Below are 24306 nucleotides of genomic sequence, written 5' to 3'. Positions count from 1 at the left end.
GTCGTCAACGCGCTGCTCGACGAGGCGGAGCGCCTGGGGCAGGACCATTTTCATCGTATCGGGGAAGAACTAGACGGCTACGATGGACCCCCGGCGCGCGAAGTGCATCGGTGGGTGTGCCTCGCTGGACGCTATCAACTTCACTACGAAGTCCTGCCGGCCTACGCGGACGAACCTATTGCTATAGCGATCCTCCGTGTCTGGGACACCCGGCAAGACCGGTAAGGCGGTGCTCGACTAACTAGTGACGCAACCACAGTTCAAAGACTCGTCGAAGGATTCGGCGTAACCGGCATTCGCGCCAGACCAAGAAAGCTCGTGATCGAGAGCCTTTTAGCATCGGTGTCGTCCGTGTCTCTCATTACATTCTCCGACACCTGGCACCAATAGCTAAAGACAATCAGCGGAGGCCACCGCAGAACAAAAGAAACGGACTTGCGTGCCGTTAGACATCGGTAGATTTTGTATAGGCTGTCCCTTCAACGGAAGCCCATCCTGCAACGGCGATTAAAGAGGAAACAAAGCCCGTGTTGAAGCCAAGAATCAACGTTTTCAAAGCTGGCGAAGCCTTATTGGCAGCCAAGAAGGAAGTGGTCAATCACTGCGTTGAAAAAGCTAAATCCGAAGGGTCGAGCTTGCCCGCAGCAGAGAAAAAAGGAGCAAGGTTTTTCTTAAAATTCGCCAAAATGCGCTACGGTCTTTCGGAGGCGACCACAGCCCAATACGTGCGTGTCTATAAGCGCTTTGTCGACTCCCGGCATCGTGCCGAGATGGAGGCGCTTTTCAATGCCGGCGAACTCGCGGTTCTCGCTGCCTACTCGGACGACGATTTGACGGAGATCGTGTCGGCAAAGGCAGCGGACCCTAGTCTTACTCGCAATCAAATCAAACAGCTACTCAAGACCCGACAAGCAGCATGAACGGGTACTCGATCACCAACGTCGAAAGAGAAAAACATATGTCCGAACTTGATGGTGCAACCGTATATGTCGAACTAGAATGCGCCGGAGGTGGCCGCGTTGAAATTTACTCGCGCGAAGCGACAAAGGAAGAGGCGCTGCGGATGTTCGACTCCGCGAGCAACGACAGGCGAGCAATCGAGGACGATCTTACCTCGCGCCTCGCAGCCGAGGTCAAAGGCGACCTGCTTTGCGCTGGCTATTTTTTCGTTGACGGCAATAAAGACGCCCACGAGGATGTGGCGTTTCCGATTTCGCACGCGGTCGCTGCTATCAGCGAGCATTTCGGCATCGAAGCCGAAACGCTGGAGCGCGCGTTAGAACCCGCGAACATCGCCGCGCTTACCTCTGCGAGAGACGCGGAAGTAGCCGCGTTTTTCAAGGACCATCCCGAGGTCATGGTCGGCGCCGAAGCATTTCGTGAAAGGCACGTAGCCGTGCAGGCAGCGTTGGCCGCGGAACTGGCCATCGAGTTGGAAGACCAGGTAAAGCACTAGCGCGGGTGCCGCCCAACGCTCTCGGCCTACTGAGCGTCAAGGGACAGCCGTTGCCCACGCACTGACCGGCGAACACACCGAAGAATACGATGCGTTCGTCGACGCCGCGGCGACAAGACGCGACGAAGAGGAATATCATCGGTACCTGACAGAGCAACGGCAGCTAGCAGCATGAACGAGTACTCGATCACAGATATTGAGAACGCCATCAACGATGACATGGAGTTGTCTGCCGACCGAAAGTCCCTCTGGGTGACCTTCCGATTTGCCAGACGTGTGGGCGTGATCGATCTCTCGAGTCGCAAGCTGGTCGAAACCATCGAAGTCGGACGTTCTCCGCACGGCATTTATTTATCCGATCGCGCACCCGTGTACCCTCCGAACTCAGACTAAGAAAGCCGTTCCTAAACGGCGTCAGTGATCATGCGAAGGTGTACGGTAGCCCCCGGATGATTTCGGCGACCGGGGCTCATGGGCGCCCAGCCGCCAGAAACATTAGCCTCGCTAGACGACGGGCCAAGCCGCGCGACTGCGATAACGCCACTTACCAGGCGTTTGGATGCGCATTGGGAAACGTACCAATGGCCCGTGGCGCTCGCCCGATCTGGCTGCGCGAGACGCCGCAACTCTGTGTTCGTGCCAGTTTGGCTGGCGAAGCTGCGAAGCTATGCGGCGTGTCGTTGCAGGACTTAAGCCATATCTCGGCCGATAGAACGATAGAACGGTTTCCGGGCTTGCAATTACCCACACTCGTCCTGCGCGAGTTCATATCCCAGCTGAATGTCAATCAGACGGCGCATACCGCGCCACATAACGGTATTGCCTGGCGGCGGGTCGCTGGCACGTGCAAGGTACCCACCGAGTTGCGCAAGCTTGATGAGGCTGCGCAGCAGCGGCGGCGCCTGTGCCGTGCGAGGCGTGTCCATGACGACCCGATCAAGGAGTTCGATCTCTGTTTGTGTGACTGCCAACTGGGCGGGGGCGTGTGCAGCACACCGGTTGAGCATGGTTAGCCAAAAGATGCGCCAACTCAGGATACAAAACACCGAGATAAGATTGGCTAGGCGATCAGCCGTACGCAGCTTAGATTCTTCGGCCTTGCATCCCGACTTCAGGATCTTATGAAAGGTCTCTATTTTCCAACGCATCGCGTACCAGTCGAGCTTCTCGATGGCTTCCGCACGAGATTTGACCGACAGATCAGTGATTAGCTTCCACTCGATTGGAGGTCGACCGGCGGGTGCGGTCCTCTCCTGGGCATGAATGACAGTCAGACGTAGCTCGGGATAGCGACGCTGCTTATAGAGAGGTGGTAGCACCGTAATGCGGCGATACCGGATCTCCAAAAAGGCTTCGTCGGGACGGCCTTTAGAATCGCGAAGCTCAACACGATGGAGACCCTTGACCTTCGCCTCGGCCATCTCGTCGGCGATCGTATGCTCTCCGTCGCCAGCCAGGCGGTCAACGCATGTGCGCACGAGGAAGTGCGTGCCCAAATCATGCGCTTCGCAGAATAGCTCGTAAATGTCGCTTTCGCGATCGCCGATATGTACGCAGCGTTCCGGTTCGCCCAGTAATGCTGTGGATTGTCTCAGGTTTTCTAGCCAGCGATAGCTTTCCTTTTCTTCAATTGGCATACGGGTAGGGTTGACCTTTCGCTTTAACGCCGTGCAACCCTTGAACTGAGTCCGGGTCCAGAATTTGATGGCCGTCAGGCCCAGCGGCAAGCCTTCAGCGGTTACGGCCAGACTCGAATGCATCAGGATGCCGCATTGGGTCAGCGGTTGTTGCAGGCCGTGCCGTCCACGCTGAATCGACGTCTTGCCCGTATAACCGATAAGCTCAGGACGTTCCCGCTGATATGAGAACGTTGTCGTGTCCTGCAGCACGAGAATTGGGCCTTCGGTCGCCCTAAAGCGCTCACCACTCGCTTGGAAATGACCGCCCAGAATATCCTGCTCGCTTACGCGCTCATTGGACAGGAAGCGGTAAGCGCCTTTCGTGTTCGCCCAGTCTTGGCAAGCAAATGGAATGGTTTGCCCAACGCCCGACCATAGTCGCTCTAGCAAAATTCGGAATCTTCTGCGAAGTCTGGCGTCTTGAAAGCTGTTATCCGCCGTCTCTCTATTGATCCAGTCCTCGTCATCTACTCGCACATTACCAGTCATTATCTTTCCATAGGATGACTAATCTATGCGAGGTTAACATAACTTCTCTTGGAGTTGTGGGTAATTGCAAGGTTTCCGGGTCGGCTACGCACCTCTCTAGGCGATAAAAAGAAATACAGAACTACAAGCCTGGGTTGCCGTTCTCGACGAGCTTGTAATCTGTAGATGGCTGGCGATTGGATGAAATCTCTAATGGCCCGGCGGCGGTGACAATCTGCGTGGATGTGAAAACCAGCGCTGCCTGTTGAAGCGCGGCATAAGCGACGATTGATTCGGGTGGCAATTTCTGTCGACGCGAAAATGGCGTTGCTATCGACGAGGGAAAATACACGGATGAGTCTTAACGTGCAAATTTGGATTCCCACAGCGATGGCCGGCATAGTCTAGCTGTTCGCCCGGAGGCAGGTCCTTTGGCGCCGCTGCTTCCGTGGCTGCGGGCGACGTGTTCGCAGTCGGAGGTCTTCTGGCGGGGCTAACGCACCCAGCAAGGCTTACGGCAATGACGACCACGAAAAGCAATTTGAAAAACAAGTGCGCATGTTTCATGTTCATGTCCGGACTAACCATCTTCCTGGTGAGCGACCGCTTTCACATCGGTCGGGCAATGAAGAGACAGCGCAGGAACGCATTGGCCGGCAGGCTGCACGGGGAGCAAATGTCGGCGGCCGAGTGACCGCAACCACATCGAAAGCATTGTGTTTCGGGAATTCTGCGCCGACATGACGCGCACGTGACGGAAATTTCACGCGTGGGTAGCTATTCGGGAGTACATGCGAATTGCTTGCCATGCAAGGCGCCCTGTCATCACTGCATGTAGCCATATTGCTTTTGCTAGCGGAGACAGAAGAAACTGCGGGACGGGTAAGTACGCAAAAATCAGTTCATGAGTCACGGGTTGATGAACGGATGTCGATATCGAAAGGCTCACGGCAGAGGCTTGTTGTCCCGGTATGTCAGAACACCGAACCTGACATTTTTCTCATCTGGCAGTCACGATTGCGCACTGTCCGATATTCATACTGGGCTCCTGACTCGCCAACCGGTGGTCATAACAAAGGAGATTCAAATGAAAGCCGCAAAACTCTTCGCACTTTCTGTAGCAGTAGTAGTGTCTATCGGCGCGACCTTGCAAACAGCGCAGGCGCAGGGCAAGTCGCGCGAGCAGGTCCGGCAAGAACTAATTCAGGCTCAGCATGACGGCTTGACGCAAGCAAGCAAAACGCAATTCCCGCCAAACGCTGCCACGATTGCCCGCAACAAGGAGTTGCACGCGGTGGCATCCCACGCAGGCGAAACTGCGCCGTCGGCCGACCATCATGACAACCTCGCAGCCCGATAGGCGCGATCGCCGCGGTGACAGGCACGGTGGCTGAATTCCCTAGGCGTGTTCGGTTAGCCATGGCGCTCGGTGCCTGTCAGCCAGCGGTGGACAGCGGCGTCTTTGCACCGTCATTTCAGTACCCGTGATGCGGGAACCGCAGCCAGAAGGCCGTGCGAATATAAGGCTCGCTCTTCACGCCGCACTGTCCTCCGTGGTTGTTCATGATCGACTTCACGATAGCCAGCCCGAGCCCCGTGCCGGACGCGGAGTCGTGCCTGGACGGGTCCACACGGTAGAACCGCTCGAATAGCCGGACGAGGTGGGGGGGCGCAATACCCGGTCCCATGTCTGAAACGGTAATCGTCGTCCAATCCGCTTGTTCGCAACAGTCGATAGTTATGGCCGACCCTCGGGGCGCGTGCGCGAGAGCGTTAGACAGCAGGTTACTCAGTGCGCGCTGATAGAGAAGAAGGTCTGCGTGAACAGTGCCGTGGCCCTTTACCTCGATCGTTACCTCGGCGTCTTGCGCCATCGGCTCGTAGTAGCCGGCGACGCGTTCGGCCTCGCAAGCAGCATCTAGATTTCGCAAGGTCACGGATGGCTCTGCCTGCTCCGAACGCGCCAGAAAAAGCATGTCCTCGATCATTCTCGATAGACGCTGGTATTCGTCGACGCTCGACTCGATGACGTCCCGGTACTCGGAAGAAGATCGGGTCTGTGACAACGCCACCTGGGCAGCGGCCAGCAGATTTGTCAGAGGCGTTCGCATGTCATGGGCGAGATTCGACGAGAACTGGCTGAGCCGCGTGAACGACTCGTCAAGCCGCGCAAGCATGCCGTTGAACGCGTGGCCCAGTTCTTTCAGTTCACCCGAGGCATCGAGCTCGGGCAACGGATGCGCGAGGCGACTCGTCGACATTTCTTCCGCGCGCGAAACGAGGCGCCGCAGCGGGCTCAGACCCAGCATTGCGATGCCATACGCGAAAGCGGCCGCTAGCAGAACCCCAAACACTTCAATAATGACAATGGTATACGCGTACGCCCGCAGAAGAGCCTGGTCTTTGGACCCGTCGTATTGGATAGCGATGCGAACCGACGGCCCGACCGGCCCTTCGATTGGCACCGTACTAACCATGTAGCGGAGCCGGGAGTGAGCCGGGGTCAAAGTTGTCGGAACATGCTTCGTCTGAGTTGTCAGGATCGGTGCATACGGCTGAAATCCTGCCGTGCTCAGAAGGCGATTGCCCGCCATGTCGTAGATGGCCAGGTCCATGTTCTGATGCCCATGCAACTGGTCTATCCACATCTCGGCATTGCGGCCAATGTCGTCTGTCGTCTTGATCTCGGTCAGATGCACCTGCAGAGATGACATCGTGCCAGATATCTGCTCGACTGACGTCGACTCAATACGGCTTCTTAGTGCTTCATACAGTGCAACCCCGCTCAGGGCGAGAATAACCGATGTCGAGAGGATAATAAGCGCAGTCAGCCGTGCGCGGAGCGTTCGCGGGACCAGGCGCATCAACAACTCGCACTGCCTCTCACTTCCAGCACGTACCCCATACCCCTCACTGTATGAATGAGCTTGGGTTCGTAGGCGTCGTCAACTTTTGAGCGAAGCCGCCTGATGGCTGAGTCCACGACATTGGTGTCGCTGTTAAAATTCATATCCCACACCTGAGAGGCAATTGTTGCGCGTGGCAGAATTTCTCCCTCCTTTCGCATCAGAAGCCACAGTAACGTGAACTCCTTGGCGGTCAAAAGAATGATATCGCCCTGACGGGTCGCTCTGCGTCGGGTCACGTCAAGTGCGAGGTCGGCAACCTGGAGCATCGTCGACTCGCGCGGCTTGCCGCGTCGCAGGATTGACCTTACGCGAGCAACCAGTTCGACGAAGTCAAACGGCTTCGCAAGGTAATCGTCCGCCCCCAGTTCCAGCCCTTTTACCCTGTCTACTACGTCGTCACGCGCGGAGAGGAACAGCACCGGAGTCGACCTCGTGCGCCGAAGGTTTTGCAGCAGCGTCCACCCATCCTGCCCCGGAAGCATCACGTCGATAATGAGGAGGTCATAGTCCTCCGTCTCGGCCTGGTGCTGGCCGGTGATGCCGTCTTCGATCCAATCGACGACGTATCCCGCCTCAGCCAGGCCCTTACGAAGATAGACACCGGTCTTCGGCTCATCTTCCACTAAAAGAATCCGCATTGAACACTACCTCGAGAGAATACCGAACCAGCGAAGTACCGGACCTGGCGCCCGTTTCGCCAACCCGTCCATAACCATCGAACGAAACGACGTCGAATGGGCAACCCGATACAGGACAGGAAGAACCAGCAGTGTCAGGGCCGTTGACGACAGGATCCCGCCAATGACAACGGTCGCCAGGGGACGCTGCACTTCCGAGCCTGTGCCCGTCGCGAATGCCATCGGCAAAAAGCCAAGCGACGCCACCAGCGCAGTCATCAGTACCGGCCGCAGCCGCGTCACCGCTCCGTCGCGAACGGCCACATCCAACTGCACACCTTCCTCGCGCAGATTCCGGATAAAGGAAATCATGACGAGCCCGTTCAGTACGGCGACGCCTGACAGCGCGATGAAGCCGACCGCGGCGGTAATGGACAGAGGGACGTCCCTCATCCACAGCAAGACCACTCCGCCACTCAGTGCGAACGGGATACCCGTGAACACCAGCAAGCCGTCCTTCACGTTATTAAACATGATGAAAAGGAGGACGAACACCATGAAGAGCGAAAGCGGGACGACCAGTTTCAATCTCTCACTCGCGCTCTGCAATTGCTCGAATTGTCCACCCCACGACAACCAGTAACCCGACGGAACCTGAACGTCCTGTTGAAGCTGCTCGCGGGCATCCGCGACGAATGAGCCCACGTCCCGGCCGCGCACATTTGCGCTCACCACCACGCGCCGCTTGCCGTTCTCCCGGCTGATCTGGTTGGGGCCCGGGGCAACCTCGACCGTCGCCAGCTCAGCAAGGGGGACGTACGGCGCCTGGACCACGGGGCCGCTCGCGACCCCTTGCCGGGAAAATGGTAACGCAATCGGCAGGCGCTTAATCGCCTCGATATCCGAGCGAAGTTCCTCGGGCAACCGGACCACGATGTCAAAGCGCCGGTCGCCCTGAAACAGCGTGCCCGCTTTCTGCCCGCCGACAGCGGCTGCAACTGTGTCCTGAATGTCTCCTACGGTGACGCCGTACCGCGCGAGCTTGTCGCGATCCAGGTTGATGGTAAGAACCGGCAAACCGGTGGTCTGCTCGACCTTCACTTCCGAGGCGCCAGGCACCTTCTGAAGCGCCGCCGCAATCTTCTCGCCGGTTCCATTGAGCACGGCCATGTCATCGCCGAAGACTTTGACTGCCACGTCGCTACGCACGCCAGAAATCAACTCGTTAAAACGCAACTGAATAGGCTGCGAAAACTCATATGCGTTGCCCGGCAGTTCCGCGAGCGCAGCCTCAATTTGCTGCACGAGCTGGTCACGCGACTTGTTCGGGTTCGGCCACTTGTCTGTCGGTTTCAGCATGATGTAACCGTCGGACAGGTTGGGTGGCATCGGATCCGCGGCGATTTCGGCCGTACCGGTCCGTGCGAAGACACGATCGATTTCTGGGAACCCCTGTTTGAGCGTCTTCTCGATGGACTTCTGCATGTCCACCGACTGTGAGAGGCTTGTGCCAGGGATGCGTAACGCGGCAACGGCAAGGTCGCCCTCGTTCAGGCTCGGAATGAACTCGCTGCCAAGGCGGGTCGCCAGCCCCATCGTCAGGGTAACAATCATGACTGCACCAACGAGCACGCGCTTCGGACGCTTCATGAACGCGGCGAGCACGGGCTCATAAAGTCGTCGTGCCCGGCCCATCAGCCAGTTTTCCTTCTCTTCGACGTGCTGACCGATGAACAGCGCAACTGCGGCAGGAATGAAGGTGACCGTCAGCACCATTGCCGCGGCGAGTGCCATCACGACAGTAACCGCCATCGGGTGGAACATTTTGCCCTCGACGCCCGTGAGCGCGAAGATGGGCAGATAAACGACCATAATAATGAGTTGGCCAAAAATGAGGGCGCGCCTCGCTTCTTGCGATGCTCTGAAAACTTCGGCGAAACGTTCTTCGCGACCCAAGGGTCGCCCTGCAAGAGTCTGCGCATGCGCAAGGCGTCTCACGCAGTTCTCAACAATCACGACGGCGCCGTCCACAATAATGCCGAAATCGAGCGCGCCGAGGCTCATGAGGTTGGCGCTCACTCTTGCATTAACCATCCCCGTGAATGTCATCAGCATTGACAATGGGATGACAAGCGCGGTAATGAGCGCCGCACGGATGTTGCCGAGGAACAGGAAGAGAATGACGATAACGAGAACCGCACCTTCGAGGAGGTTCTTTTTCACGGTCTGCACAGCTTTTTCGACCAGCACCGTACGGTCGTAGACCGGCACCGCACGCACGCCCTCTGGTAATGTGCGATTGACCTCCTCCATCTTGACTGAGACGGCCTTTGCGACAGTACGACTGTTCTCGCCCATCAACATGAACACTGTGCCGAGCACCACTTCTTCGCCATTCGCCGTCGCCGCGCCGGTTCGCAATTCGCGACCGATATCGACCTGCCCGACATCTTTCATTCGGACAGGTACGCCACCGACGTTTGTCAGCACGACATTGGAGATATCCTCGACCGAGCGCGCTTGGCCGGGCACGCGCACCAGGTATTGTTCACCGCGCTTTTCAATATATCCGGCGCCCACGTTGTCATTATTACGCTCGAGCGCGCGGACCACGTCTGCCAGGGTCAAACCGTATGACATCAGCTTGGTCGGATTCGGTGCGACGCGGAATTCTTTGACAAACCCGCCAATCGAATTGACCTCGGTGACGCCCGGTACGTTGCGGAGCTGGGGCTTGATGACCCAGTCCTGAAGCTCACGCAGGTCTGCGGGTGTATAGCGTGTCCCATCGGGCTTGCGCGCCGCGACGGTAGCTTCGACTGTCCACAAATAAATCTCGCCGAGCCCGGTTGAAGTCGGCCCCATCGCCGGGGTGGCGCCAGGTGGCAGCTTGTCTTTTGCTTCCTGAATTCGCTCGTTGACCAGCTGGCGCGCGAAGTAGATGTCGGTCCCGTCCTTAAAGATGACGGTTACCTGGGACAGACCGTAGCGCGAGATGGAACGCGTCTGTTCTAGATCAGGCAGGCCCGCCATCGCGGTCTCTACCGAATACGTTATGCGCTGCTCGGCCTCGAGCGGCGAATATCCGGGCGCTGACGTGTTGATCTGGACTTGGACGTTGGTAATGTCGGGCACGGCATCGATCGGCAGCTTCTGGTAGCTGTAAACGCCCAGCGCTGCGACAGCGATAACAGCCAGCATGACGAGCCAACGGTGTGCTATCGCAAAACGAATCAGTCTCTCAAACATTGAGATGGTCCTATGAAACCGGATAAGGGTGTGTGCAACCTGCCTGTTGCGGGTCGTCAGAGGTTCGGGGCTTTGGAGTTACTCTTCCTCGACGCTGCCTTTTCCGAGCTCGGCCTTGAGTACGAAGCTGTTAGTATTGACATACTGCTGGCCAGGCCTGAGCCCTTTGACAACTTCAACGACGCGGTCATCACGACGCCCGGTCTCGACGGCTTGAGCAACGAATCCCTTGGGCGACTGCACAAAGATGGCTTGTGCGCCATCGATATCCTGCAGTGCGTCACTCGGCACTGCGACCGGTACGTCCTGTCTGCCCGCGTCCACCGAGACATTAACGAACATGCCCGGACGCCATGCGCCGTCTGGATTCGGCAGCACAACACGCGCCGGTGCCGTGCGAGTCTGTTCTCCCAGTAAAGCGCCTACATACGCGATGGGGCCGCTCGATTTCGACTCGAACGCGGTGGCGCTTACGGTCGCTTCGCGGCCGATGCGCACCTCGTTCAACCGCTGGGCGGGCACCGCCATCTCAGCCCATACAGATGAAAGGTCGGAGACAACGAAAACGTTGGCATCTGCCGCGATTGCCTCGCCAGGGGTCAGGTGCTTCTCAACGATTGTTCCGGTAAATGGTGCGCGCAGTTCGTAGCGATTCAGTGCGCTCGCAGAGGCTTGAGCGCCCAGAGCGGACAGCTTCTGTCGGGCGTTCTGCGCGGCAATCTCTGCTTCGCGCAACTGTACCTGCGCCTGAAGATAGTCCTGCTCAGCGGAGATCCGCTCCTGCCAGAGGGTCTTCTCCCGCTGGTAATAGGTTCGGGCAGCCGAAAGGCGACGCTCCGCAGTCAGCAGTTCGCTTCTGCGGTCAGCAAGGTCAGAACTTGCAATGACCGCGAGCAACTGTCCTTTCTCGACCTTCTCTCCGATTGATACGGTGACGCGCTCGACGATACCGGCCACACGCGGCACGACGTGAGCGGTGCGGTCCTCGTTGAACTTGATTTCGCCGGGAAGCTGGAACGTCGTGACGACTTGAGCCGGGCCAGCCGGAGCCAGGCCAATCTGAGCCGCCTCGACCTGCCTCGCGCTTAGCGCGACCGCACCATCGGCGCGGGAGAAATCAAATGAAGCGGATTGCTCGCGCCACCTGAGGTCGATAGAGGCATCGAATACGTGAGGCTTGGCTATCGGCCGGGTAGACGTGAATTTTTGACCCGCTCGCGCGAACTGCAACTGCTCCTTCGAACCGTCGTAGCGGGTTAAGGTGCCGGAGACCGTTACGCCCTTATCGACTGGCTTGCCATCATCAAACGGATAGACGACAAGACGGGCATCGCCGGGCTTCTCGGACATGACGATTTCGACGGTCCATGCGCCATTTTTCAGCACACTACCCCCATGCTGGCCAATCGCCCCCTGGCTCGATTGCGAAGCTTCAACAATGCCGGGGGCCGCCTGAGCGGTTGACGACTCGCGTGTTAATGCCACCGTCGCGAGCGCGATGCTTGCGGCGCCGATGCTCGCCACAATGGCGATAGCGATTGTTCTGCGCGACATGACGAGTCCTTCAAGGTAGATTGGTCGTTTGGTGAGCGTCGGAGCGCAGGGGCATGCCGACAAGCCGTCCGATGTCAGCATATGCAAGATGAGCGTCGGTCAACGCCTGCACATATTGCGATTGCCCCTGGAAAAAAGTGCGCTGCGCGTCTAGCACATCGAGAAAGCTGAACTTGCCAAGCTCGTATCCTCTTGACATCGCGTCGAGCGCTTCGCGCGCGGCCGGCAGGACGTCAGCCTTCAACTGCTGGGCCGCCTGCGTCGAGCTCTCGTAGCTGGCATATGCCTGGGTCAGTTCGAGTTGCAAACGGGCCTTCTCACTGTCGAAATCGGCGCCCGCCTTCTCGGCTTTGTGAACTGCCTCTAGAAGCGCACCCTTGTTCGTGTCGAACAGCGGAAGCGGAATGGAAATGCCGACGACGGCCTGGTTGTCGCGGATGCCGCCGGTAATGACCCGCTTCATGCCGGCGCTGACCGTGATATCGGGGACGCGCTTTGCGCGCTCCACTGAAATAGCGGCGTTGGAACGGAGCATTTCTGCACGGGCGACCCGCGAGAGGGGCGCGTCGGACAGACGCTCCAGGAGTTGGGAAAGGGGTGCGACTGCAGGCACGGTCTCGATGTCGCCGGTGGCAGAGCGTCCCCGCACGAGCGGACTGCCCGTTACGCTGGCCAGCTTTTCCACGGCAGTCGAGACGCGCGTTCTGGCATTCGCGAGTTCAATCTGAACACCTGTCGCTGCAACCCGCGCTTTCGTCGCCTCGACAGGCGACACCTTGCCAGCGCGCGAGCGCTTTCCGGCAAGCTCTGCGGACCGGACGGCGATATCTGCCGATTCCTGCGCGACCTGCAATTGACGTTGCGCAGCGAGCAATCCATAAAATGCGGCAACGACGTCCGAACGCAGAGCCGCGCCGCGACCGTCGAGGGAAGCGAGTGCCACCTCACGCCCATACGACGCGACGTCCAGCCGTGCCCGACGCTTGCCACCCAACTCAACGGTCTGGTTCAGGAGAGCCGTCGTCGTGCGCTCGGGGCCTCCGAACCCCTCCTGCAGAAACGATATCTCCGGGTTGGGTCGGGCACCGGCCTGCATGAAAGTGCCTTGGGTCGCATTCGCGTCGGCGCGCGCGCCGCGAAGCAGCGGATTATTTTCAGCCGCGATTCCGAGCGCATCGTCGAGCGACATGGGCGTCAGTGCGACGTCACTGGTCGTGGTCGCGGCAGCGTCTGCTGGCGCCTGGTGTCCGCTCTCTACAGGGGGCAATATCGACTGTGCATAAGCTGGGATTGCTGCGGCAATCGCAAGTACGGCAGCAAGGTGGCGGCTGAGCATGGAAGGGCGAAGTCGTGAAGGGGTAGGGGCGATGCTACGGTTCTGCTGCGGTGCAAACATGATGCGAAGATGATTTTTCGGTCATCTTCGTCAACGAGCTGACCAGCGCACGTGACCGGTCCGGATGTGCTCCGTGTTGGCGGCGACCTTGGGGTTTGAACTTGCGATCAGGAGGATGAGGGCGATGTTGAGGCCGTGCGGCGCAAGGCAAACGCACGGCGAAGTTCCGAAGTTCTACACGCCCCGACGGTCGGGGCGACGGACTCGTGGACTGATTGGGGGTGAATACCGAGTGCCTCAGTGGAGCGTTGGCAAATCAGTGTTCACAACGCGGTGTAGTGCCAGGCGCAAGACTCAAGGACGTCACTTCGCGTCTGCGGACGCGGAAGCTTCTTTCACCGCAGCATCGCCCGGGTGGGCGATTGCGTAGAGTTCCTTGTTCCTTTTGATGGTCGCGGCGCTCGGGGGATAGTCATGACGCTTGTACGGTAGCAATCCATCACGGCGCGCCTCGGCTATTTCCTCGCGCACCTGTTCCCGGGTCTTGCTCTGACTCTCGGGCATTCCCTGCGCCGCAACTGCGCCGCTTGCGGCGAGGGTCGTTACAGCCATTACGTATGCCGGCCACTTCATCATCTTCTCCTTAACTGGGTTCGCCTAAGCGAGGAATAGCACCAGTGTGGAGAGGCGCCGGTGCGCCCAGATGATTGCAAAATGACAAACAAGTCATAAACGGAAAACGCTCAACCCGTCTTGACCGAGGCCTCGATGATGAAAAAGACGATGAAGCCGACGAAGAATGCGGCGGTGGCGACGGAGGTCTCCGGCACTTCGTGCGCCTCGACCAGCAGTTCCTCTGTGACGAGGTAAATGAGTGCGACAGTTCCAAGACCTAGCAGCACCGCATAGAAGTTCGCCGGCAGGCCGGCGAACAGCGCATGACCGCCGACTGCGGATACGCTGAGCAGTGCCGCCAGCAACACTGGAACGCCCAGAGTCCACAGCCTGCGCACGCGCGCAGCACCGAGCGCAGTACTCACGGACAGCGCGAGGAACAGTACCTCAAGTGTGAGTGCTATCGTCAGGATGAGGCCCGTCTCTTCGCCGACGGAAAATGCGATGCCGAGAACAAGGCCATCGACGATGAGGTCGATGGCCGTCACGATGATCAGACCGGTCGGCAAGCTGGAAGCCTCAAATCGCTTTTCCAGACGGTTGCACACCTGCCGTATGCCCAGCATCAGCAGCAGGCCGAGCACGAATCCAATGACAACCGGCGTTGTGGAGTGCGTTCTGTCCTGTGGCAGCAACTCGAGAGCTGCCGCCGCGAATACAATGCCGCCGGTGAAATGCTGGATGATGCTCGTTGTGCGAGCTCCCGGCGTTTTCACCGACGCGACGAAAGCCCCGGCGCCCGCTGCGATCAGCGGGGGAAGCGTGAGAAGCGCCAGCTTGACGGAGGGCGTCATCAGGTCGCCGGGGTGCCGCACTGGCTGCAGAATTTCGCGCCGGTCGCGAGCGCGCTGTTGCATTTCCCGCACGCTGCAGGGACGAGCGACGCGGCGCATTGACCGCAAAAGCGCGCGCCCTGCGCGCTCGCCGTCCTGCACTGCGGGCAGATAACTGCGCTCTGTGCAGGCTGGGTTGGCTCCGGTGTCCGTCCCCACGTCTGGTCATCGCGGCGTCCATAGCCGTGCTCTTGCTCTCCACCAAGTCCGTGTTCTCCGCGATAGCCGTGTCCGCCTCTGTGCGAGCGCCCTTGTCCACCATCGTGGCTATCGCGGCCGCCATGATGGCCGCCGAGCATTCTTTCTAACCATCCCATCGCAACCTCCAGTGAGTCAATCCATTCTTGACGGTGGCAGCCTGGTCACTTGCGCAGCAGACGAAGGCCATTGCCGACAACCAGCAGGCTAGCGCCGACATCAGCAAACACGGCCATCCACATGGTCCCGAGGCCCGCAAGCGTCAGTGTCAGGAACACGACCTTGATTCCAAGCGCCAATGTGATGTTCTGCACAAGAATCGAATGCGTCGCTTTCGACAGCCGGATAAAGGCAGGGATTTTTCTCAGGTCGTCATCCATCAGCGCGACGTCAGCCGTCTCGATTGCGGTGTCGGTTCCCATTGCTCCCATTGCGAAGCCGATATCGGCTCGCGCCAGCGCCGGCGCGTCGTTAATGCCATCGCCGACCATGCCGACCACGGCTGGGCCGCCCGACAGACGCTCTATTACGCGCAGCTTGTCCTCCGGCAACTGGTTGCCCTCAGCCCGGTCGATGCCGACCTGCTTCGCGATTGCTTGGGCGGTATGAGGATTGTCGCCGGTCAGCATCGCAGTACGCACGCCGAGCTTGTGAAGCTCGGAAATCGCCTCGCGGCTGCTGTCCTTGACCGTATCCGCCACGGCGAAGAGCGCAAGCACCCGGCTCTCGTCTATCAGCATCACAACCGTCTTGCCTTCTCGTTCGAGGGCGTCCAGTCGTTCTTCCAGTTCCGGCGAGCAGCGGCCGAGTTCCTCGACCAGACGGTGATTGCCGAGCGAGTAGCTCTTCCCGTCGACAACGCCGCGAACACCTCGCCCGGGAATTGCCTCAAATTCTTCGACCGGGTAGTGTGTCACGTTGCTGGTTTCCGCGGCGCGGGCGAGGGCCAGCGACACAGGGTGGCCGGAACGGCCTGCGAGACTCGCAGCGAGCGAGCGAACGTGAGCAATATCGACGTCCGTTACCCGTATCTCGAACTCAGTTTGAACCGGCTTGCCATGGGTGATGGTTCCGGTTTTGTCCAACGCGAGCCACGCGAGCTTGCGCCCCTGTTCGAGGTAGGTACCGCCTTTGATCAGGATGCCGCGACGCGCAGCCGCAGCGAGCCCGCTGACGATCGAGACGGGTGTCGAAATCACCAGCGCACACGGACAGGCGATCACGAGCAGCACGAGTGCTTTGTAGATCCAGTCATGCCAACCGCCGCCGGCGATAAGCGGCGGGACTACCGCGACTGCCAGCGCGATCGCGAAGACAATCGGCGTGTAGACCCGTGCAAACTGGTCGACAAAGCGCTGCGTGGGCGCCTTGGCGCCCTGGGCTTCCTCCACCGCGTGAATGATCCGCGCCAGCGTCGTGTTGCTTGCCGCAGCAGTCACGCGGTATTCGAACGAACCCGATTCGTTGATGGTGCCTGCGAATACCGGATCGCCTTCGGCTTTCTCGATCGGCATGCTTTCGCCGGTGATCGGTGCCTGGTTGATGCTTGAGCGACCCCCCACGATGTCACCGTCGAGGCCGATCCGCTCGCCTGGCTTTACGCGCACGACTGCACCGGGCACGACGGAATTCGCTTCGACCTCAGCCCACGAACCGTCCGGCTGCCTGACGGTGGCTTTCTCCGGCGAGAGCCGCATCAGACCCTGGATCGCGTTACGCGCGCGGTCCAGCGATTTCGCTTCGATCAATTCCGCAATCGTGAACAGGACCATCACCATTGCCGCTTCTGGCCATTGGCCCAGTACCAGCGCTCCGGTGACCGCGATGCTCATCAGTGCGTTGATGTTCAGATTGCCGTTGCGGATCGCGACCCATCCTTTTCGGTAGGTCGTCAGACCGCACGCCACGACAGCAAGAATGGCCAGTGCGGCCGTCAGCCACACCGGCTGTCCGAGCCAGCTGGCAGCTTCGGACGCGATCGCCGCCGCGCCCGCAAGTGCCAGCGGCCACCACGGCTTGTTCGGTACCTCGGGGGCTGCGTCAAGCCGGCCGCCAGTCTCAGGAATTTCCGGCGAAAATCCCAGCGAGCGGACCGCATCAAGCACCGCATCCAGCGCGTTTGGCTCATGGACGACCGTCAGCACCCGCTGCATCAGATTGAATTCCATGCTCCTGACCGACGTCATTGCACCGAGTTTCTTGCGGATCAGCGCTTCTTCAGTGGGGCAGTCCATCTGCAGGATGCGGATCGGCGTGCGGACGCCGTCGCCGACTACTGTGGGGGGCGTCAGCACGCTCAGGGCCGAGGCAGCAGGTGCGCTGTAGCAACTGTCGCCATGCGCATGATCGTGGTCATGAGCGTGTGCCTGCGTGTGCGCATGGTCATGGCCATCGCTATGTGCGTGGTCGTGGTCATGCTGGCGAGCGCACGAGTGACCGTGGTTATGAGCCGCGATATCGCTGGCGAGGTCATACCGGTGGGCGGAGTGATCGTGATTACAGGCGTGTTCCGGCCCGCTTTTCTTTCTGGAAGGTGATACGGGGGCTGCGGGCATGCTGGATCCCTTGCGTGGTTTGTGGTGTAGTAAACACCTTGGAGCCACTCCAAGGTCAAGCTTTCAGAGGAAATGGATGATGAAAATCGGTGAACTGGCGAAAAAGGCCGGCTGCACGACGGACACGGTCCGTTTTTATGAGAAGGAAGGACTACTCCCGGAGGCGGATCGTACCGGCGCGAACTACCGCAGCTACCACGAAGGTCACATCGATCGGTTGCGGTTCATCCGCAATTGCCGCGCGTTGGACATGACGCATGACGAGATACGCACATTGCTTCGCGCGGCCGACGGTCCCGCTGCCGGATGTGGGGCGGTCAACTCGCTGGTCGACGAACACATTGGACACGTCGACGCACGCATCAAGGAACTGCTGCAATTGAAGAGTCAGCTCACCGCACTGCGAAAACGATGCCCGGGCGAGCGGCTCGTCGAGGACTGCGGAATCATGCAGGGCCTCGTCACGATGGAAACGGGTACCCAACGACCTAGACCCACGCATGTCGGTTAAGGCAGTCCTGCGGGAACGTGCACTTTCTTCGGGCTCAAGATTCAGGTGCTGACCACACGTGTGTGGCAGACCGGCAGCGCGGTTACAGAAGTGAAGTAGGAGAACCGGTGCCTGGCGCTACGTTGTAACCTTGCGGCTGACAAGGTGTTTGCACAGTTCATTAAACGCGGTATCAATTTCAGCGATCGCTCGTTAGCGGGAGGCCACTCGACTGCGGTCTGTTCTTTGCTCCGGGGTGAGTCATGTCGCTATGCGGGCTGTGTACCGGGCAGCGTGAGGAAACAAACTGTGAATCGACGTCCGGACGGCTCGGCCCTCCTTCTTCGCGACTAGGAAAAAGTCTATGACCGCTACTCACAAACATTACGCTCGCGCCGACAGCGAACATGCCGGGGCATGGGGACCGTGCTCATCGCAAGGACAAACGATACCGCTGACGGACCAAACGACGTCGGCGATACGGGAGCGACCCATAGGTCGAGGCGCGCCGGCGTTCATCCCATTTTATCGGCCCGGCGGCGGATGTTTCAATGGCTACAGGGACTCGGCGACCTTGGTGACGAGCATTCGTGCTCACGCGATGTACGGCTATCCGCTCGGTTCAAATTGACGGGACAGAGATGATCGTTCTACTTTCGCCGGCCAGCGGCTCCCGCAGCGCAGGTGAGTTCAACTCCTGAAATCGGGGCGAGGCGCGTTCCTTCGCCCGAGGGCGAAGTGACAACATTATTGCGCATCCGTCAAACCAATGCCCAGCAAGCAGCGACTGTGATCCACGAGTGGAGATCGTCGAATTGACATGTTTATCGTCGTAACGTTGACATCTTTAATGCGTTCTACGGCACGCTCGCAGACGGCCTCGAGTGGTCATACGGCTGGTCCGAGCCGGCGGCGCAGCGCCTGCGCTTCCTGCTTGACTTTGCCTACGCGACTGGCCTGCGCACCAGCGAACTCGTCGGGGCGATGCTCGGAGACGTTCGCCTCGACGAGCGCGGCGACCGCTGGCTGCATTTGGTCGGCAAGGGCGGCCGGCCGGGCAAAGTGGCGGTCCCACCGCTTGCGCGCACGGCGCTCGACCGGTATCTCGTCGCGCGGCGTTTGCCGGGTCACACCGGCGCAATGGCATCCGAAGACACCGCTTGTCGCAAGCCTTGACGAAGAGCACCGCAACGGTATCACCGGTGCTCGCCTGTGGACCGTGATGCGGCGCTTCTTCCGACATGCGGCCGATGTGATTGCCGCCGATCATCCGGCGCTCCGTGAGAAGCTGCGACGCGCGAGCCCGCATTGGATGCGACACACGCATGCGACACACGCGCTCGCTCGCGGCGCGGAACTGACAATCTGCGGCACGCGTCGATCGCGACGACCTCGATCTATTTGCAAAGCGACGACGTCAAGCGGGCCCGGCAGATGAGTCAGGCATTCGCCGCGCGATAACGCGCCTGCGCCCTACATGTTTCGTAAGCGCGAATTTCTCCGCACGTAGCGCGATGAAGTAAAGGACGTCACGCTTGCGTCCGCAACCTACACTTGCGGACGCAACCACGATGACACCTGACACGATTGACCTCGATTTCCTGCCGCTGAAGGTGACGCACCTGTCTCCCAAGGGCAAACGATCATTTGATCCTGATGGGAAGCGCCGCTTGGTCGAGGCATGCCTGCGCCCTGGAGCGTCGCTTGCGGGTTTGGCGCTGAAGGCTGGAGTGAACGCCAACCAACTGCGCAAGTGGGTCGAGATGTACCGGAGGGCGAGCGCAGTTGCTAGGGTGCCGAGGACGATCGAATCTGAACCTTCGGCGTTTGTTCCCGTGGTGACGATTGGAGGCGCGACGTTGAAGTCGGCGGAGACGGCGGAGTCTTTGACGGTACGTCGCGATTCTCCCCCAGCGCCGACGCCGGCGCCGTCGCAAGCGCGCCTGTCGGTAAGGTTGCCCAACGGCGTCGCGATTGATCTCGAATGCTCAGTGCAGGACGCGCCACTCGTCAAGGCGGTGATCGTCGCGTTGGGAGCGGGTTGATGTTCCGCTTTGACGATGGTCTGCGGATCTACCTACATCGCGAACCGATCGACTTCCGCTGCGGACTGAACACACTGGTGACGCTGGTCGAGCAATCAATGCATCTTGACCCGTTCGCGCGAGCCGTCTTTGCGTTTCACAATCGGAAGCGCGATCGCGTGAAGCTTGTGCTCTATGACCGGGCTGGATTCTGGCTCCTCATGAAGCGACTCGAGGCGGACCATTTTGTATGGCCCCGCCGCCAGCAGGCCGTGATTGAACTCAGCACCGAACAGCTTCACCTGCTGCTAGACGGTGTCGATGTCGACGCGGTGCGCCGTCATCCTGCGAGGCAGTACTGCCACGCAAGCTGAATTCCAGTATCACCGATGTTGCCGGTAAACAACGACCGGCCCGGTAGTTACAAATCTCCGTAAACCTGCGCGACGCCGTGCTTCGCTATTGTGAAGCGCATGAAAGCCCCTGAACTCTCGCGATTGCCGCGGGCCGCCAAGGCCTACATCCACGAGCTCGAAACCGGTCTCGCAGAACGCGACGCCAAAATCGGCGACCTCTGCAAGCGCCTCGATGCGCTCGAAGAGCAATATCGTCTTGCGTTGGCCCGACAGTACGCGCCGAAGAGCGAGAAGCGCAAGGACCGCGTGTTCAACGAGGCTGAAGAAGTCGCCGAAGCGGATCCGGTTGCCGAAGGCGACGCCGACGCGCCCACTCTACCGAACACCGGGTTGCCTGAGCTTGGGAAGCCCGAATCCCGCAAGCGTGGCCGCAAGCCGCTGCCTGCGGATCTTCCGCGCGAGCGTATCGAGTACGATCTGCCCGATGATCAGAAGATCTGTCCGTGTTGTGGCAAGGCAATGCACCGGATGGGCGAAGAAGTCAGCGAGCAGTTGCACATGGAGGTCAAGGTGTCGGTGTTGCAGCATGCGCGCTTCAAGTACGCGTGTCGTCACTGCGAGCATCACGGCACGCACACGCCGATCGTGGTCGCGCCGATGCCGGCGCAGCCCTTGCCTGGGAGCCATGCAAGTCCATCGATGATCGCCGCTGTTACGGCCGGGAAGTACGTCGATGGCACGCCGCTGTACCGGATGGAGGATGTGCTCGCGCGCTCGAACATCACGATCAGCCGCGGCACGCTGGCGAACTGGATCATCCGCCCCGCCGAGCTGCACTACAAGCGGATTTACGACGCGCTCAAGGCGGTTCTGCTGGGTCAGTGGCTGATTCACGGCGACGAGACTACGGTCCAGGTCCTCAAGGAAAAGGATCGAAAGGCACAGGACACGTCGTATATGTGGGTCTATCGAAGCGCCGAGGACAGCGAGCAGCCGGTCGTGTTATTCGAGTACCAGCCCGGGCGCGGCCAGGAATATCCGAAGGCCTTCCTTGGAAGCTACGCGGGCACGTTGATGACCGACGGGTGGCCGGCATGGCGGACGGTTAAATCGGCGACGCACCTCGGATGCCTTGCCCACGCGCGGAGAATGTTCACCGATGCGCTGAAAGGACAGAAAAACAAGCCCAGCGCTCGCATCATCAGGGCGCTCGAGTTCTTCCAGGCGCTGTACCAGGTCGAGGCGCTCGCCAAACAAAACTTGCCCGAGGGCGAGACGCTGGCCAATTACCGTTACCGCCTACGCCAGCAGCACAGCGTGCCGCTGCTGAGCGCCTTCAAGGCATGGCTTGACGAATTGGCACCGAAGGTTCTGCCCAAGAGTCTGTTCGGCGAGGCAGTCGGCTACTGCCGCAGGCAATGGCAGTATCTAATCCGCTACGTAGACGACGGGCGGTCTCCCGTGGATAACAATGTCATCGAGCGCGACATCAGGCCGTTTGCCACCGCGAGAAAATCGTGGCTGTTCAGCGATACGGAAGCCGGTGCGAAAGCAAGCGCGATCGTCTACAGTCTGATGCTCACGTGCCGAGCCTGCGGCATCGAACCGCATGCCTGGCTGCTGCACGTGCTAACCGAGTTACCGCAGCGGCCCCCGGACGCTGACATTCGCGACCTGCTGCCGTTCAACTACGCCAAGCGGCAGGCCGAGACAAGCGTCAGCTGACGCAGCGGACACGCTCCGATCATCGCGTTGGCGCGCAAGCCATCAAGACCGCTAGACGCAGCCATGCTTGCCCTTCGCTTGCAAGTGATTCCCTGTTCGGTGTGCTAAAACTATCGCTTACCATGTTTCCAACGGCCGTTTCCGATTCGCTGCAAGCCGGAAGAAGGGGCGCGCTTTTGAGAAGGTCCCCGCCTCGTCGCTCCATTTCTTCGGATGGTGGTCATTTCGATCCGGCTTTCTCTCTGGACGGACGTACGCACAGCGGACGATCGCGTGGTAGCACCAGCAACGCATAGGCGGCATCGAGTAGTTCACTGTCCGCTCCTTGTTCCGCTATCGCCTCGATCGCACGCAGCAGATGCTCGGCCAGTTCAAACTCTTCCTCCTCACAACATCTCTTGAATGCGGCGAACACGTCGCCGTGCAATGAGCGCTCCATGCCTCGCACCTATAATCGAAGCCGTTGAAAGGCGCAGTAGTTGAAACCAGCGTTATTGATTTAGCAGTATCGACCTTCACAGTAAAGGAAGGTCAAGCGAGTAGCGGTTGTCCTTAATTCAATCGTGCGTGCCCGCGCTTGGCCGGCCGGGCCGCACGCTTCCGAACGCTTTCGCCGCTTCACCAATGTTCATCTCAGCCGCCTTTGTCTGGCCGACCAAACTGCCGTATATCTCTGTTTTAGACCTTCCCGCAATGGGAAGGTCAAGCGTCACACGACGACGAACCGATGTCCTCCATCGAGTCACGGTATCGCTTCCGCCTGACTGCGAATGCGGAAGAATTTCTCCACCGGAATCACCGCAACGACCCCATCTCCACCTGCGCCGACATGTCCGACATCCATGATGGTCTTTACCAGCGCATCGACGTTCTCCGCCTGCGCAAAGATTTCAATCTTGATGTGTTCCGTCGTCCAATCGTCGGCAAAGTAATTCGGATGTACGCCGAATCCCCGCACTTTAGTAACGGTCACACCATGGATGTGAATGGCGCCCAACTTTCGTTCCAGTGCCTCCACTACATCGAGCCTGACAATGGCAACAACGCATTTCAGTTCCATGTCATCCTCCTCAGCGGTTGATTGTTAGCGAAACCGTCTGCTGCTATCCGTTTGGCCCGTTTGGTGCCCACTTCACATCCACTGCAGCTTGAATCTTGCCCGCGTCCTGAACGCTGGCTTGTGTCATCCGCCACGCTATCTCTGCCGTACCCTGGCAAACCGCGCATGTCACCGCCATCTGGTCTTCGAAGCATTGAAGATTGGAACGGTGTACGCCGCGATTTTCACAACCGCACCAGCAATAGAGCTTGTTGAGCGTGGCAGGAATCTGCGTTGCAACCCAGTAGGAATGCCCGACGTCATTTCGGCGAATTGATTCGGGTTCAGGACGTGTGACGCATTCGACCGGCCACTGGGGATGATGCGCAACCCATCGGGACGCAACATCCCCACATGCCACGCCGTTTTCGAATGAGCCTGCTCTTGCAGACCCGCTTGCCCGGTCGTGGAACTGAGTACCGGGTGCCGTGCAAAAAACGGCGTTAGAACAACCGCCACCGGTATCGCAAGAATCAGCACGACCAAAAGCACCACGAGACGCCACCTGGCCGGCGTCACTACCTCGGAACGCGGCGTGCGCTCCTTTTTGTGTATCCGATTTTTCATGGTAGCTCTCCTGTTTCACAGGCCAGCGCTATCGCCAGAGACGCATCGCCTCACTGCAAGAACGCATACCGTGCATCATGCTTACGTGCATCACAGCCATGCCGACGATACCGAGCACAGCGACGAGGCCAATGACGGCGAAAATGACAATGACGACGTTGAGCATTCGAGCGTTGTCGAACATGACTTCCTCCGTTGCATCAGTCGCGGAGCAGCGTGACGAGCAGCGATATCGCGCTGCTCCGCGTGACTTCAACGTGGCGTGATGAATCAGGTCACGATTTCTGCCCCGTCACGGCGCCTCTGCACATCCTGCTTGTCGATACTGGACTTCGTAGCCCGCATCATCAGCAACATCGAGAGCGGACACACCAGCATGCAGGCCACCAGGATGAAGGGTGCGAGGGCGCCTCTGAACTGAGGCAGCGCCCAATATCCAAGGGCAATGACAAGCGCGAGCGCAAGTGCAGTCGTCACCATCGTCTTTGTGTTGCACTTCATGATTGCTTCCTTTCT

At 59.4% G+C, this 24306-nt stretch carries 25 protein-coding genes and 2 pseudogenes; 12 read left to right on the top strand and 15 right to left on the bottom strand.

Annotation, left to right across the window (positions count from 1 at the left end; translation table 11 throughout):
• The 4 genes and pseudogenes from AWB81_RS46970 to AWB81_RS25135 all read left to right on the top strand — a co-directional run.
• Window positions 1-225 (top strand): hypothetical protein (locus AWB81_RS46970; RefSeq protein WP_062639258.1); only part of this gene is annotated, 225 nt, incomplete at its 5' end.
• A 302-nt stretch (window positions 226-527) separates the two neighbouring features.
• A complete protein-coding gene (locus tag AWB81_RS25145; RefSeq protein ID WP_062639257.1) occupies window positions 528-920 on the top strand; it encodes a hypothetical protein in 393 nt (130 codons plus the stop codon).
• 38 nt (window positions 921-958) lie between these two features.
• Window positions 959-1456, top strand: a complete 498-nt coding sequence (locus tag AWB81_RS25140) for a hypothetical protein (protein ID WP_062639256.1) — start codon at window positions 959-961, stop codon at window positions 1454-1456.
• A 213-nt stretch (window positions 1457-1669) separates the two neighbouring features.
• Window positions 1670-1849, top strand: a pseudogene (locus AWB81_RS25135) (YncE family protein); the annotation flags it as partial.
• Window positions 1850-2196: 347 nt separating this feature from the next.
• Here AWB81_RS25135 and AWB81_RS25130 read toward each other — a convergent pair.
• Window positions 2197-3624, bottom strand: coding sequence for an IS4 family transposase (locus AWB81_RS25130; RefSeq protein ID WP_062639254.1), 1428 nt, complete (start codon window positions 3622-3624; stop codon window positions 2197-2199).
• Window positions 3625-4123: 499 nt separating this feature from the next.
• On the opposite strand from AWB81_RS25130, the gene AWB81_RS45840 reads away from it, so the two are divergent.
• Together AWB81_RS45840 and AWB81_RS25120 are read left to right on the top strand one after the other, a co-directional pair.
• On the top strand, window positions 4124-4297 hold the full coding sequence (locus AWB81_RS45840) for a hypothetical protein (RefSeq protein WP_159938936.1): 174 nt from the start codon (window positions 4124-4126) through the stop codon (window positions 4295-4297).
• Between the two features lie 393 nt (window positions 4298-4690).
• On the top strand, window positions 4691-4963 hold the full coding sequence (locus AWB81_RS25120; protein WP_062639253.1) for a DUF4148 domain-containing protein: 273 nt from the start codon (window positions 4691-4693) through the stop codon (window positions 4961-4963).
• A gap of 115 nt (window positions 4964-5078) precedes the next feature.
• Here AWB81_RS25120 and AWB81_RS25115 read toward each other — a convergent pair whose 3' ends face one another.
• The 9 genes from AWB81_RS25115 to AWB81_RS25075 all read right to left on the bottom strand — a co-directional run bounded on the left by AWB81_RS25115 (window position 5079) and on the right by AWB81_RS25075 (window position 17268).
• A complete protein-coding gene (locus AWB81_RS25115; RefSeq protein ID WP_062639252.1) occupies window positions 5079-6473 on the bottom strand; it encodes a heavy metal sensor histidine kinase in 1395 nt (464 codons plus the stop codon).
• A complete protein-coding gene (gene irlR / locus AWB81_RS25110) occupies window positions 6467-7150 on the bottom strand; it encodes a heavy metal response regulator transcription factor IrlR (RefSeq protein WP_062639251.1) in 684 nt (227 codons plus the stop codon). The genes AWB81_RS25115 and irlR overlap by 7 nt, the downstream gene beginning before the upstream one ends.
• Window positions 7151-7156: 6 nt before the next feature.
• A complete protein-coding gene (locus AWB81_RS25105) occupies window positions 7157-10378 on the bottom strand; it encodes an efflux RND transporter permease subunit (protein ID WP_062639250.1) in 3222 nt (1073 codons plus the stop codon).
• A 78-nt stretch (window positions 10379-10456) separates the two neighbouring features.
• Window positions 10457-11932 (bottom strand): efflux RND transporter periplasmic adaptor subunit, encoded by a 1476-nt coding sequence (locus AWB81_RS25100; protein ID WP_062639249.1) that lies wholly within the window; start codon window positions 11930-11932, stop codon window positions 10457-10459.
• Window positions 11933-11942: 10 nt separating this feature from the next.
• On the bottom strand, window positions 11943-13268 hold the full coding sequence (locus tag AWB81_RS25095) for a TolC family protein (RefSeq protein ID WP_062639248.1): 1326 nt from the start codon (window positions 13266-13268) through the stop codon (window positions 11943-11945).
• 363 nt (window positions 13269-13631) lie between these two features.
• Entirely contained in the window at window positions 13632-13901 is a 270-nt protein-coding gene (locus AWB81_RS25090; protein ID WP_087135180.1) for a DUF4148 domain-containing protein, read from the bottom strand.
• Window positions 13902-14011: 110 nt separating this feature from the next.
• Window positions 14012-14737: a ZIP family metal transporter gene (locus AWB81_RS25085; protein ID WP_062639261.1), complete on the bottom strand. Its 726-nt coding sequence runs from the start codon at window positions 14735-14737 to the stop codon at window positions 14012-14014.
• On the bottom strand, window positions 14737-15075 hold the full coding sequence (locus tag AWB81_RS25080; RefSeq protein WP_235025908.1) for a zinc ribbon domain-containing protein: 339 nt from the start codon (window positions 15073-15075) through the stop codon (window positions 14737-14739). The genes AWB81_RS25085 and AWB81_RS25080 overlap by 1 nt, the downstream gene beginning before the upstream one ends.
• Before the next feature lie 63 nt (window positions 15076-15138).
• Window positions 15139-17268 carry a heavy metal translocating P-type ATPase gene (locus AWB81_RS25075; protein ID WP_374730511.1) on the bottom strand — a complete coding sequence of 710 codons (2130 nt, stop codon included), beginning with the start codon at window positions 17266-17268 and terminating at the stop codon, window positions 15139-15141.
• A gap of 42 nt (window positions 17269-17310) precedes the next feature.
• On the opposite strand from AWB81_RS25075, the gene AWB81_RS46965 reads away from it, so the two are divergent.
• The 6 genes and pseudogenes from AWB81_RS46965 (at window position 17311) to tnpC (ending at window position 22124) form a co-directional block, all read left to right on the top strand.
• On the top strand, window positions 17311-17511 hold the full coding sequence (locus tag AWB81_RS46965; protein ID WP_235025906.1) for a hypothetical protein: 201 nt from the start codon (window positions 17311-17313) through the stop codon (window positions 17509-17511).
• A 97-nt stretch (window positions 17512-17608) separates the two neighbouring features.
• The gene (gene cadR / locus AWB81_RS25070; RefSeq protein ID WP_062639246.1) at window positions 17609-18040 is read left to right on the top strand and encodes a Cd(II)/Pb(II)-responsive transcriptional regulator; all 432 of its coding nucleotides are present in this window, start codon (window positions 17609-17611) and stop codon (window positions 18038-18040) included.
• Window positions 18041-18886: 846 nt separating this feature from the next.
• Window positions 18887-19480, top strand: a pseudogene (locus tag AWB81_RS46960) (tyrosine-type recombinase/integrase); the annotation flags it as partial.
• Between the two features lie 110 nt (window positions 19481-19590).
• Entirely contained in the window at window positions 19591-20064 is a 474-nt protein-coding gene (tnpA, locus tag AWB81_RS25055; protein WP_062639244.1) for an IS66-like element accessory protein TnpA, read from the top strand.
• A complete protein-coding gene (gene tnpB, locus AWB81_RS25050) occupies window positions 20064-20417 on the top strand; it encodes an IS66 family insertion sequence element accessory protein TnpB (protein WP_062639243.1) in 354 nt (117 codons plus the stop codon). Before tnpA ends, tnpB begins: the two co-directional genes overlap by 1 nt.
• Before the next feature lie 99 nt (window positions 20418-20516).
• Window positions 20517-22124 (top strand): IS66 family transposase, encoded by a 1608-nt coding sequence (gene tnpC / locus AWB81_RS25045; protein ID WP_062639242.1) that lies wholly within the window; start codon window positions 20517-20519, stop codon window positions 22122-22124.
• Window positions 22125-22344: 220 nt separating this feature from the next.
• Here tnpC and AWB81_RS44890 read toward each other — a convergent pair whose 3' ends face one another.
• The 5 genes from AWB81_RS44890 to AWB81_RS25030 all read right to left on the bottom strand — a co-directional run bounded on the left by AWB81_RS44890 (window position 22345) and on the right by AWB81_RS25030 (window position 24291).
• Window positions 22345-22563, bottom strand: coding sequence for a hypothetical protein (locus tag AWB81_RS44890; protein ID WP_144444181.1), 219 nt, complete (start codon window positions 22561-22563; stop codon window positions 22345-22347).
• A gap of 303 nt (window positions 22564-22866) precedes the next feature.
• The gene (locus AWB81_RS25040) at window positions 22867-23184 is read right to left on the bottom strand and encodes a P-II family nitrogen regulator (protein WP_062639241.1); all 318 of its coding nucleotides are present in this window, start codon (window positions 23182-23184) and stop codon (window positions 22867-22869) included.
• Window positions 23185-23352: 168 nt separating this feature from the next.
• Window positions 23353-23790, bottom strand: a complete 438-nt coding sequence (locus AWB81_RS46955; RefSeq protein ID WP_235025905.1) for a hypothetical protein — start codon at window positions 23788-23790, stop codon at window positions 23353-23355.
• Window positions 23791-23818: 28 nt separating this feature from the next.
• A complete protein-coding gene (locus AWB81_RS45830; protein ID WP_159938934.1) occupies window positions 23819-23974 on the bottom strand; it encodes a hypothetical protein in 156 nt (51 codons plus the stop codon).
• An 86-nt stretch (window positions 23975-24060) separates the two neighbouring features.
• Window positions 24061-24291: a DUF2933 domain-containing protein gene (locus AWB81_RS25030; protein ID WP_062639240.1), complete on the bottom strand. Its 231-nt coding sequence runs from the start codon at window positions 24289-24291 to the stop codon at window positions 24061-24063.
• Window positions 24292-24306 lie beyond the last annotated feature (15 nt).

It is taken from the genome of Caballeronia arationis, from assembly GCF_001544975.2.
GTDB lineage: Bacteria > Pseudomonadota > Gammaproteobacteria > Burkholderiales > Burkholderiaceae > Caballeronia > Caballeronia arationis.
The sequence above is the reverse complement of the archived record's forward strand: the minus strand, read 5'-3'. Positions and strand labels throughout refer to the sequence as shown.